Annotated in this window: 10 protein-coding genes; 2 read left to right on the top strand and 8 right to left on the bottom strand. The window is 71.5% G+C overall.

The features are described from left to right. The first annotated feature begins 130 nt into the window (after positions 1-130). Positions 131-604 carry a winged helix-turn-helix transcriptional regulator gene (locus PROKR_RS24950; RefSeq protein WP_036968997.1) on the top strand — a complete coding sequence of 158 codons (474 nt, stop codon included), beginning with the start codon at positions 131-133 and terminating at the stop codon, positions 602-604. 122 nt (positions 605-726) lie between these two features. Here the strand turns inward: PROKR_RS24950 and PROKR_RS24945 are convergent, their stop codons facing one another. The 8 genes from PROKR_RS24945 to PROKR_RS24910 all read right to left on the bottom strand — a co-directional run bounded on the left by PROKR_RS24945 (position 727) and on the right by PROKR_RS24910 (position 10788). Beyond that, entirely contained in the window at positions 727-2496 is a 1770-nt protein-coding gene (locus PROKR_RS24945; RefSeq protein WP_051433333.1) for an ABC transporter ATP-binding protein, read from the bottom strand. Between the two features lie 110 nt (positions 2497-2606). Then, a complete protein-coding gene (locus tag PROKR_RS24940) occupies positions 2607-4928 on the bottom strand; it encodes a PQQ-dependent sugar dehydrogenase (protein WP_036968995.1) in 2322 nt (773 codons plus the stop codon). A gap of 83 nt (positions 4929-5011) precedes the next feature. Then, positions 5012-6025 (bottom strand): ThuA domain-containing protein, encoded by a 1014-nt coding sequence (locus PROKR_RS24935; protein ID WP_036968993.1) that lies wholly within the window; start codon positions 6023-6025, stop codon positions 5012-5014. Positions 6026-6139: 114 nt separating this feature from the next. Then, positions 6140-6886 (bottom strand): ABC transporter ATP-binding protein, encoded by a 747-nt coding sequence (locus PROKR_RS24930; RefSeq protein ID WP_036968991.1) that lies wholly within the window; start codon positions 6884-6886, stop codon positions 6140-6142. Further along, positions 6876-7613 (bottom strand): ABC transporter ATP-binding protein, encoded by a 738-nt coding sequence (locus PROKR_RS24925; protein WP_036968989.1) that lies wholly within the window; start codon positions 7611-7613, stop codon positions 6876-6878. Before PROKR_RS24925 ends, PROKR_RS24930 begins: the two co-directional genes overlap by 11 nt. Continuing rightward, a complete protein-coding gene (locus tag PROKR_RS24920; protein WP_245605959.1) occupies positions 7610-8683 on the bottom strand; it encodes a branched-chain amino acid ABC transporter permease in 1074 nt (357 codons plus the stop codon). Before PROKR_RS24920 ends, PROKR_RS24925 begins: the two co-directional genes overlap by 4 nt. Next, a complete protein-coding gene (locus PROKR_RS24915) occupies positions 8667-9551 on the bottom strand; it encodes a branched-chain amino acid ABC transporter permease (RefSeq protein WP_036968985.1) in 885 nt (294 codons plus the stop codon). Before PROKR_RS24915 ends, PROKR_RS24920 begins: the two co-directional genes overlap by 17 nt. Positions 9552-9555: 4 nt before the next feature. After that, positions 9556-10788 carry an amino acid ABC transporter substrate-binding protein gene (locus tag PROKR_RS24910; RefSeq protein WP_051433332.1) on the bottom strand — a complete coding sequence of 411 codons (1233 nt, stop codon included), beginning with the start codon at positions 10786-10788 and terminating at the stop codon, positions 9556-9558. Between the two features lie 140 nt (positions 10789-10928). On the opposite strand from PROKR_RS24910, the gene PROKR_RS24905 reads away from it, so the two are divergent. Further along, a partial coding sequence (locus PROKR_RS24905) for a LacI family DNA-binding transcriptional regulator (RefSeq protein ID WP_157602656.1) occupies positions 10929-11563 on the top strand: 635 nt, incomplete at its 3' end.

Below are 11563 nucleotides of genomic sequence, written 5' to 3'. Positions count from 1 at the left end.
ACGGCGGCGGCCGCCGCCCAGCGGCTGCCGCGGGCCGCCCAGGTGAATGTCATCGGAGGATCTCCCATCTGAGTTGGGATTCACAACTTAGCACCTGGATTGGAATCGACAACCTAGGTAGGATGTGGGCATGAGCACAACGCCCCGCGAACGCAACGCCCGCTGCTCCGTGGCCCGGAGCCTGGAGATCCTGGGGGAGAAGTGGACGCTCCTGGTGGTCCGCGAGGCCTTCTTCGGCGTCACGCGGTTCGCCGACTTCCGCGCGCGCCTGGGCATCGCCCCCGACGTGCTCACCGCGCGGCTCGAGACGCTGGTCGAGGGCGGTGTGCTGGAGCGCCGGCCGTACCGCGACGCGGGTCAGCGGCAGCGTGACGAGTACGTGCTCACCGAGGCCGGGGGCCAGCTCAAGACCGTGCTGGCGGCGTTCGTCGAGTGGGGCGACGAGTACCGGCCCTCAGGGTTCGGTCCGTCGGTGGTCTACGTCGAGGAGGCGACGGCGGATCCGGTGCGCCTGGCGTTCTTGACGCAGGACGGTCGCGAGCTGAAGCCGGACGAGGTCGCGCTGGTGCGCGGCCCGGGCTCGCTGGGGGACGCGGCGGCCTGATCGGCAGTCCCGCTCAGCGGTCGGCAGTTGGCATCGAGATCGGCTCAGCCCTGGGCCGATCTCGATGCCAACTGCCGAGTCTGCGGGACAAAGTGCCGAGTCTGCGGGGCAAACTGCCGCCGTCAGCCGGCCTGGGTCTCGTGCAGGGTGGCGTAGCGGCCGCCGTGGGAGACCAGGTGGTCGTGCGTGCCCTGCTCCACGATCCGGCCGTGCTCCAGGACGACGATGCGGTCCGCCTGCCGGATCGTCGAGAGGCGGTGCGCCACGACCAGCGTCGTCCGGCCGCGCATCAGGCGGCCCAGCGCCTCCTTGACCAGGGTCTCCGACTCGGTGTCGAGCGCGCTCGTCGCCTCGTCGAGCAGCAGGATGCGCGGGTCGCGCACCAGGGCGCGGGCGATCGCGATGCGCTGCCGCTGCCCGCCGGACAACCGCGCCCCGCGCTCGCCGACCACGGTGTCCCAGCCCTGCGGCTGCGCCTCCACGAACTCCAGCGCGTTGGCGTCCCGCAGCGCCGCGCGGACCACGTCGTCGGACGCGTCCGGGAGGCCGTAGGTGACGTTGTCCCGGATGGTGCCCTCGAAGAGCACCGACTCCTGCGGCACCACCGAGACGTGCCGGCGCACCGTGCGCAGGTCGAGCTCCTGCGCGTCGACGCCGTCCACCAGCACGCGGCCCGACGTCGGCCGGACGAACCCGAGCACCAGGTTGAGCAGCGTCGACTTGCCCGACCCGGACGAGCCCACGAACGCCACGGTCTGGCCGGCCGGGATCATCAGGTTCACGTCGTCCAGGGCGTCGTCGTCGGCACCGGCGTAGCGGTGGTGCACGTGGTCCAGCGTGAGCTCGCCGCTCACGGTGTCGACCGTGCGGCGGCCCTCGTTCTCCTCCAGGTCGGGCTCCTCCAGCACCTCGGCGATGGACCGGACCGACTCCATGCCGCGCGCCGTGACCGGGATGAGCATCAGGAGCTGCGTGAGCCCCTGGGTGAGCAGCGTGAAGTAGCTGGACAGCAGCACCACCTCGCCGGCCGTGACCGGCAGGAATCCCGTCAGGGAGAAGACGGCGGCGAGCGCGAGGCACGCGACGCCCAGGATCTGCATGGTCACCCAGGACAGCGACGCGACACGCCCGTTGAGCATGTCCAGGTGCAGCCCGGCGCGGCGGACGCCGTCGGCCCCCGCGGCCAGGCGGGTGACCGCCGTCTGCTCCAGGCCGTGGGCGCGGGTGATCGGGATGAGCGATGCCATCTCGCCCACGCGCGAGGCGAAGCCCTCGACCTCGCGGCGGAAGTTCTCGTTGCGGTCCCGCGAGCGCCGGGCCGTGACCCAGCGCAGCCCGAGCGCGAGCGGCACGGCCAGCACGTAGACGGGCAGGAACTGCGGCACCTTGAGTGCCGTCATCGTCACGGCGCCCACCAGCACCATGAGCGAGGAGAGCAGGGGATGGGTGACCTGCTGGAGCATCGTCTCGATGTTCTCGACGTCGCGCACCACCTTGGACTGCACCACGGACGAGCTGGCGCGCGAGTGGTACCCGATCGACAGGCTCTGCAGGCGGGCGGCGAGCGCGTTGCGCAGGCCGGCGCCGGTGTCGCGCACCACCGTCATGAAGCTGCGCGTGTAGACCAAGTGGTTGGGGAAGTTCTGCAGCAGCAGGACGGCGGCCACGGCGAACCAGACCAGCACGTCGCGCACCTCGCCGCCGGTGGCCACGATGTCGATGACGGCCGCCGTGACCACCGGCAGGAACCACATCGGGATCTCCTTGACGGTGAACGCCGCGACGGCCACGGTCATCCGGCCGGGCCGCCGGGCGAGCAGCCGCAGGATCGACCGTGCGGGCCGCGAGCTGTCGATGCGGATCGGGGCGGTAAGCGCTTTCTCGGCAGCCATGCCGCACATGCTATCCACCCCCGCCCCACGCTGCGCTGAGTGCTGGGTATTTGCGGGTTCCCGGAGCGGGAACCCGCAAATACCCAGCACTCAGCGAGACGGGGGAGCGGTCAGCGGGTCATGAGGCGGTACTGCTGCGCCACCTCGCGGGGTGTGATCGCGCGGTCCAGGAGCTGGATCGTGTCCATGCGGCAGTTGCAGGGGTTCCGCTCGGCGGTGTCCTGCGGAAAGCTGCCGCCGATCTTGATGCCCCGCGGCGTCGTGGCCGACGTGCCGGTGCCGTCCACCTGCCACGGGTCGCCGTCCGTCACGTAGAAGCCCGGCACCCGCTCGCCGTTGCGGTACAGCGCCATCTTGCCCGTCGTGTAGTCGAAGGTCGCGGCCAGGTGCACCCACTCGTCCTGCGGCAGCAGGGTGCGCCAGTCCTCGCTCGCGGCGAAGGTCTGCGACGCCCCGCCGTCGATCCGCCGGCCCAGCGCGACCAGCCGCAGCTCGCCGTCCACCTGGATGATCTCCAGCAGGGCGCGCACGCCGTGCCCGTCGGAGTCTCCGCTGAGCAGGCCCGCCAGGCCCACGGCGTTGTAGTGGTCGTCCGGGTTCGCGGTGGTGGTGTCGGGGCTCGGGTTCTGGCCGGTCATCTTGACCCAGCCCATGACCGTCACGCCGTCCACCCCGTTGAAGGCTGACAGGGTGGGCACCCCGTTCGCGTTGAACACGCCCGCCTTCCAGTCGTCGTTGCCCGCCGTCAGGGGGTCGACCTGGCCGAGCTGGATCGAGTTGTTGCTGCCCGGATAGGCGCCGTCGGCCACCCGCATGTCCTCCCCGCCGTTGATCAGGTCGAGGTAGGTGCGCGACAGGCCGCGGTCGATCTCCACGGCCCCGTTCTGCTGGAACGGGTGCTCGAAGTCGTAGAAGCTCACGGAGTTCCTCTCCAGCGAGCGCGGCACGTCCTGCGGCACCGGTGCGTGCACCGTGTCCACGATCTTCCAGATCTTGCCGTTGGCCTTGGCCACCAGGTACAGGTCGCCCGACGCGTCCCGGCCCATCCGCAGGTCGGCCCGCTCGTCGCCCGTGAAGTCGGGCATGCGCTTGCGGGTGCCGTCGGTGTCGTAGAGCGCGAGCTCGTACATCTGCGCCTCTGGCCGCCCGCGCCGCATCTGCGACTCCTTGGCGTAGAACACCCGCCCCTCGACCAGGTCGGTGAACAGGTACTTGCCGTTCAGGGCCGGCAGGTCTGGGCCGCGGTAGACGAACCCGCCGCTGATCGCGTACCCGCTGTCCGCCGTGCACGACCAGCCGGGCGGCGGGTCGTGGTCGTACGCCACCACGGGATACGTGAACCCGTAGGAGGCGTCGTCCTCCGGCAGCGGGTACAGGTTGCACCGGTCGGCCGCGTCGAAGACGTATCGGCCCTCCCGGTCGCCCCAGCCGAAGTTGTCCCCGGCGCGCACGTCGTAGACGGCCTCGATGGCGTGCTCGCCGATGTGCCCCAGGAACATGCGGCCCGTCTTCGTGTCCCAGCTGAACCGGTGCGGGTCCCGCATGCCGATCGCGTAGATCTCGCCGAGCGTGCCCGGGGTGTCCACGAACGGGTTCGAGGCCGGGATGCCGTACGTGCCGCCGGGCCCGTTCGTGCCCGCCGGGTCGATGCGCAGGATCTTGCCAGCGGGCGTGCCCCGCTCCTGCGGCACGCCCGTGCCGACGCCGATGCCGCCGTCGCCCACCGCGAGGTACAGCAGGCCGTAGTCCTCGTCCCCGGGTTCGGCGGTGGGGTTGAAGTCGATCTGCTGGATCGCGTGCACCTGCCCCGCGAAGCCCAGGCGCATCACCTCCCGGCTCGTCCCCGCGAACACGTCGGCCGCCGGGTCGTCCGCCACCCACTCGGTCACCACCGCGTGCAGGAACGTGGGCGTCTGCGCAGGGTAGGTCGTGGGGTCGGACGGCGGCCCGGCGTTGCCGGGGCGCTCGCTGTGCACCGTGTAGAACGTCCCGTTGTGCTCGAAGTCCGGGTGGAACGCCGCGAACCCGAACCCGCTGCCCATGCCCCGCCCCGAGAAGAACTCCGGGGCGAACCGCGCCGCCACGTCCAGGTAGACCCGCGGCTCGCCGTCCTCCACGAGGTACAGCGGCCCGTTCAGGTCCGGGACGTACATCCGGCCCGACCCGTCCGGCAGCTCCCCGATGCCGTTGATGCGCGCGTGCCGCATCAGCCGCCGGTCGACGGGCGCCGGGATCGGTTCCGTCTTGGGGAACTGCGCGTACTCCTCGAGGACCAGGCCGATCGTCGACTGCTTCTCCTCCGGGGCCGGGTCCGCGATCGGGTCGCCCACCGGGGCGGCCGCGGCCAGCGTCGCCGTGGTCAGTCCGGCCAGCGCGGTGGCGGTGATCGCCACCGCCGCTACCGCCGACCGCCATCTCTGTCTGGTGCGCATGGTGCCTCCTGAATGTCGTCGTCGTCATTGCGGAGTGCGGTTGCGGGTCGAGCCCTGCCCGCAGGTCGAGCCCGTCGAGACCCCTACCGGCAGAACGGCCGCTCGCCGGCCGCGCCGAGGATGCCGCCCACCACGTGGGTCTTGAACGAGCCGGCGCCCGGCAGCGTCGAGTCGTCGGTCCACGCGGCCGGGTCGTGGCCGAGCGAGGTGACCCACGCGCGGCCGCCGTCGTAGTACTGGCACCAGGACACCGGGTGCTCGCCCTCGTGCCCGGGGTGCCCGTTGAACCCGGTGCCGGAGCCGATCGTTCCCGTGTCCACCTCGGCGAGGAACCGCACGCCCGTGGGGAACGGCTCGAGGTTGTACCACTCGTCGCGGAAGTCCCACCGGCGCGGCAGGTCCTTCGTGGAGGCGTCGCGGCGGTCCACGGTGAGCACCTGCCCGTCGCGGTGCGGCCCGTGGTCGTAGAAGTTGGCGCCGCCCAGCAGCCCCTGGAACCACGGCCAGTGGTACATCGCGCCGAGCGTGTTGTGCACCGCCACGAACCCGCCACCCGAGCGGACGTACTGGAGCAGCGTGGTCTGCGCGGCGTCGTCGAGCATGGTGCGCGAGTTGCTGAGGAACACCACGGCGTCGTACGGCGCGAGCCTGGCGGGGGAGTCGAGCTGGCGCACGTCCTCGGTCCAGTCCACCTCGAACCCGTACTCCTGCCCCCAGCGGACGACGGCGTTCTGCGCCACGTGCGCCGAGGTGAGCGGCGGGTTCATCCCGGCGGGCAGCAGCGGCCCCAGGTGGGCGTGCCGCGAGACGCCGGTCGCGGTGAACACCAGCACCCGCACGCGCCCGTCGGTCGTGCGCGGCAGGTCCCAGTCGTTGTAGCAGGCCGGGTCCGTGCCGCGGCAGACTCCGTAGTCGGCCGCCTTGTCCCGGTAGGGGTCCGCGCGGCCCGCGGACGCCGGCCCGCCTGCCTGGGCGGGTGCGCCCGACGTCGCCGGCGTGAGGTGCAGGCCCGCGAGCAGCGCGGCCAGGATCGCCAGGCCGAGCACCACCTGCCCGGCACCGCCGAGCGACGTCCCGAGCATGGTTCTGAGTGACATGACAGTTCTCCTTTGAACAGCCAACAGTCAGTCCTGCCTCGTTGAGTGCGGGGTATTTGTTGGGTCCGCGCCCCGCGAACCCACAAATACCCAGCACTCAACGAAGGGGTTGGGTTACCTGACCTCCTTCGGGCGGCCGCCCAGGTAGAGCTGGGCCAGGCGCGGGTCCGCGAGGAGGTCGGGGGCGGGGCCGGTGATGTGCACACGGCCCAGGTCGAGCACGCAGCCGACGTCGGCCGACTCCAGCGCCCGCCGCGCGTTCTGCTCCACGAGCAGCACCGCGGTGCCGGCGTCGCGCATGCGCTGCACCTGCTCGAACACGACCGCCGTCGCCTTGGGGTCGAGCCCCATGGACGGCTCGTCGAGCAGCACCACCTTGGGCCGCACCATGAGCGAGCGGGCGAACTCGACCTGCTTCTGCTGCCCGCCCGACAGCGCGCCCGCCAGGGCGGACCACCGCTCACCGACCAGCGGGAACAGCCCGGTCACGAAGTCCGTGCGGGCCTCGATCTCCGTGCGGTCGCGCACCGTGTACGCGCCGAGCAGCACGTTCTCGGCCACCGTCATCTCCGGGAACACGCTGTGCCCCTGCGGCACGTGCGACAGCCCGGCGGCCAGGAGCTGCTGCGGCGTGCGACCGGTGACGTCCACGCCGTCGACCACCACCTGCCCGCCGCGTGGCTTGAGCAGGCCGCTGGCCACCTTCAGCACCGTGGACTTGCCGGCGCCGTTCGGCCCGACGAGACAGACCACGCTGCCGGGGGCGACCGTGACGGACAGCCCGCGCAGCACGAGGGCGGCGCGACCGTAGCCGGCCTGCACGTCGGTCAGCCGCAGGAGGGGTTCCGGTTCAGACGCCAAGGTAGGCCTCCAGGACCTGCGGGTCGTCCTGGACGACGGCAGGGGTGCCCTGGGCGATCGGGCGGCCCCGGTCGAACACCACCACGTGGTCGCTCAGGCCCATGACCAGCTCCATGTTGTGCTCCACGATGATGAAGGTGCGGCCCTCGGCGTTGAGCTCGCGCACCAGGTCGGCGATGCGGTCCACGAGCGCGGGGTTCACGCCGCCGGCCGGCTCGTCGAGCATGATCGTGTGCGGGTCGCCCATGAGCACCCCGGCCAGCTCCAGCAGCTTCTGCTGGCCGTAGGAGATGTCGCGCGCCTCGGCGTGCTCCAGGTGGTCGATGCCCACACGGGCCAGCAGCTCGCGGGCCCGGGCGACGTCGTCCGGGTTGCGCATGCCGCGCAGCCGCTGGAGCAGACCGTGCGGCTGGACCGCGACCAGCACGTTCTCCAGCACGGTGAGCCGCGGGAAGACCCGGCAGAGCTGGAAGCTGCGGCCGATCCCCGCCCGGGCGATCCGGTGCGGGGCGAGCCCCGTGACGTCCCGGCCGGCGTAGGCGACGGTACCGGCGTCGGGCCTGATCATGCCGGTCACGCAGTTGAAGAACGTCGTCTTGCCCGAGCCGTTGGGCCCGATCAGGGCGTTGATCTCGCCGTCGTGGAAGGCCACGGAGGCGCCGTCGACGGCGCGGACGCCGCCGAACGACTTGGTCAGCCCTTCCGTGGTCACGGATCCGGTCGTCATCTGGTCGCCTCCTCGCGCTGCTTGTCGGCGCGCTGCCGGGCCAGCTCCTCGGCGCTCACCTCGCGGATCGACGCCGCGCGGCGGCGCCGGTTCAGGAACGAGGTGACCGCGGGAATGACGCCGTCGGGCATGAACAGGACCACCAGGCCGAGCAGGATGCCCGTGGCGACCAGGTGGAACTGCGTGTCGCCGTACTGCGACTTGAACACCTCGACCGCGTAGCCGACGACGACGGCGCCGAGCAGCGGGCCGAACAGGCTGCGCACCCCGCCGAGCAGCGACATCAGCACCATGTAGGTGCCGACCAGGATCGAGAACTGGAAGATCGGGTCGAGGTAGCCGAACCACAGCGCGTACAGTCCGCCGCCCAGCGCGGTGAAGAACGCGCTGGTCACGAGCGCGGTCAGCTTGTAGGCGAACGTGGGCACGCCGAGGGCCTGCGCCTTGTCCTCGTCCTCGCGGATGGCCTTGAGCCCGGCGCCCAGCCGGGAGCGCTCGATGAGCCACCAGGTCAGCAGCGCCAGCGTCAGGAGCACGGCGTGCAGGTAGAAGAACCGCTCGTGCTGCTCGGGCCGCAGCACGTCCGGGCCGAACGGCCGCGGCACGCGCAGCCCTCCCGAGCCGCCGGTGAACGTGTGCCAGCTCTGGAACGTGAGCTGCAGGATGAGCACCAGTGCGATGGACACGATCACGAACGAGGCGCCGCGCACCCGCAGGGACGCGATGCCGACCGGGATCGCGATCAGCGCCACGATCAGGGCACCGACCAGGAGCGCGAGCCACGGGTTCAGCCCGGACCGGAGGATGAGCAGCGCCGTGGCGTACCCGCCGAGACCCGAGTAGGCGGCGTGCCCCAGCGAGATGTAGCCGGTGAACCCACCCACCAGGTTCCAGGACGTCGCGAGCACGGCGTAGCTGAGGATCACCACGCCGACGGACAGGATGAAGGGGTCGGGGGCCAGGGACGGGAACAGCAGCACCACGGCCGCGAGGGCGAGCAGGCCGCCGATCCGGAGCACGCGGGCCGGCGACGGCCCGGAGGGTCTGGTGGCGCTAGAAGCGTTGGGCAAGGCGACCTCCGAAGAATCCCTGCGGGCGGATCATGAGGGTCACGAACAGGGCCAGGTAGAACACGGTCTGCGCCCACGTGGTGCCGAGCGGCACCTGCAGCAGGCTCGCCGCCACGCCCAGCAGCAGGGCCGCGATCGCGGCCCCGGGGATGCTGCCCAGCCCGCCCACGACGATGATCGCCATGAGCGGCCCGATCCAGTGCCAGTGCAGCGACGGGTAGATCGTGTAGTCCAGCGCGAGCGCCGTCCCGCCGACGGCGGCCGTGGCCAGCCCCAGCCCGAAGCCGAGGCCGGCCACGCGGTCGGTGTCGATGCCGACCAGCCGCGCCGCCTCCGGGTGCTGGGTGGTGGCGCGCAGCGCCCGGCCGAACGATGTCCGCCGCAGGATCAGGTACAGCGCGCCGAGCGAGACGGCCGCCAGCCCGAACGCGATGAGCTTGACCACCGCGATGCTGACGCCCGCCACCTCGATGCTCATGCCGGAGTAGCCGAGCTGTACGCGGCGCTGCGTGCCGGTCCACACGAACCCGAGCAGTCCCTCGATCGTGAGCGCGACGGCGAAGGTGAGCAGCACCGACATCGTCGTCAGGCTGATGGGCCGCAGCCGGGACACGAGGAACCGCTGCATCCCGTACCCGACCACGAAGAACAGCGGCACCGTGACGACCAGCGACAGCAGGGGGTCGATCCCTGTGCGCTCGTGGAAGTACCAGGCGAGGTACGCGGCCAGGATCAGGAACGCCGAGTGGGCGATCATCACCACGCGCATCACGCCGAAGTACAGGGTCAGCCCGGCGGCGAGGAGGGCGTACAGCCCGCCCAGCAGGATGCCGAGCACCAGGCTCTGCGCGAACAGGGCACCGGTCATCGGGTCACCACGTGGGCTTCGGGTGCACGAGGTCGGCTTCCTTGACGTCGTCGGGCAGCACGATCTTGATCTCGCCGTCCACGTACTGCTGGATCAGGTGCGCGCTCTGCGGCCGCCCCTGCGCGTCCCAGCTCAGTGTGCCGACGACGGTCTCGACCTCGTTCTCCTTGAGCCACCCGACGAGCTGCTCCTGGCACTCCGGGCTCGGGTCGGCGCAGCCCACGGCCTCGACGGCGGCCGCGACGACCTGGCCCGTGGTCCATGCGTTCGCCTCGTCCTCGGCCGGCGGGGCGTCGTGCTCGGCCGTGTAGGCCTCCACGAACTCCTGGTTGGACGGGTACGGCGCCGTCGGCGTGTACCCGGTGGGGGCCAGGATGCCCTCGGTCTTGTCGCCGATCGCCTCCGGGAACTCGGCGTTCGTCGGCGCCCCGGAGATCGCCGCCATCTGCGGCTGGTAGTCCTGCTGCTGCAGCGCGACCACGAGGTTCACGCCGTCCTGGTACTGCGAGCCCACGATCAGCAGGTCCGCCTCCGAGTCCGCGATCTTCGCGGCGATGCCGCTGAAGTCCGTGGTGTTGGGCGGGTACACCTCGTCGACCACCACCTCGATCCCGGCGTCGGCGAGCTTGTCCCGCAGGCCGTAAGCGGTGCCCTGCGCGAACGGGTCGTCCATCGAGGCCACCGCGGCCGTCTTCGGCCGCTCGTCCTCCGGCAGCGCCAGGACGTACTCGGCCAGGTGGTCGTAGTGGTCGTCGGCGATGGCCGGCGCCGCGTAGAACAGGTTGTCGAAGCCCTGCTCGAACACCTCGGCGGCGGCGCCCGCCGGCTCCACGAACAGGAACCCGTAGTCCTGGGCCACCTGCGCCGCCGGCACCACGAGCCGCGTCGAGAACGGCCCGAAGACCAGGTCGACGCCGTCCTGGTTGATCAGCCGCTCGTAGTCCGAGGCCACGCGGTCCGCGTTCGACTGGTCGTCGACGATGACCAGCTCCACCTGTCGGTCCAGGAGGCCGCCGGCCTCGTTCACGTGCTTGGCCCAGGCTTCATAACCTCGTTGCACTCCCTTGCCCGGCTCGGCGAAGTCGCCCGTCAGGGGCAGCGAGACGCCGATGACGATCGGGTCGTCCGGGCCGCCCGCCTCGCCGGCGCCCTGCTCCGGGCTCGCCAGGCAGGCGGACAGGGAAAGTGCCGAGGCCGCGGCGATAGCCGTTACCGTCAGGCGTCGGGTTGCTCTCATGGTCCACTCCCTTGTGGGTCCACATCATCGTGGGCAAGCGCTTCCGTAACCGCTTACGGCACTCTAGGAACTGGGGCGCCGTGTGACAAGGGTTCTGGCACCATTTATTACCTGTCGCTTTACCGTGGCGAGGAGATTCGATGCGCAAGCACACCGCCGGGCTCCGCCTGGTCGACGTCGCAGAGCATGCCGGCGTGTCCATCGCGACCGCCTCCAGGGCCCTGTCCGGCGCGGCCGGGGTCTCCGAGGCGCTCGCGGAACGGGTCCGCGCCGTCGCCGCCGAGCTCGGGTACGTCGCCAACGTGCACGCGCGCTCGCTCGCGAGCGGGGCGAGCCCCGCGGTCGGGCTCGTGGTGCACGAGATCGGCGACCCCTACTTCGCCGAGATCGCCAGCGGGGTGCTGGAGGTGGCGGGCGCGCACGGGCGCATGGTGCAGATCTGCCACACCGGCCGGGACCCGCACGCCGAGGTGGCGCAGCTGAGGGCGCTGGCCGGGGCCGGTGTCGGGATCATCGTCGTGGCCGGGTCCGGGCACCTCGACCGCGACGTGCAGGCGCAGCTGAAGGCGCAGGTGCAGGCTTTCGAGGCAACCGGCGGGCGGGTCGCCGTGATCGGCCGGCACCCGCAGCTCGGCGTGGACGCCGTGGTCCCGGCGAACGTCGCGGGCGGCCGGGCGATCGCGGAGCACCTGCTCTCGCTCGGTCACCGGCGCATCGCCGTCGCGGCCGGGTCGCGGCGGCTCGCGACCATGGCCGACCGGCTGGCCGGCGTCGA

Origin of the sequence: Promicromonospora kroppenstedtii DSM 19349, from assembly GCF_000515355.1 — a bacterium.
In the GTDB taxonomy this organism is placed as follows: domain Bacteria; phylum Actinomycetota; class Actinomycetes; order Actinomycetales; family Cellulomonadaceae; genus Promicromonospora; species Promicromonospora kroppenstedtii.
Note: the sequence above shows the minus strand (reverse complement) of the source record. Positions and strands in the feature narration are given on the sequence as shown.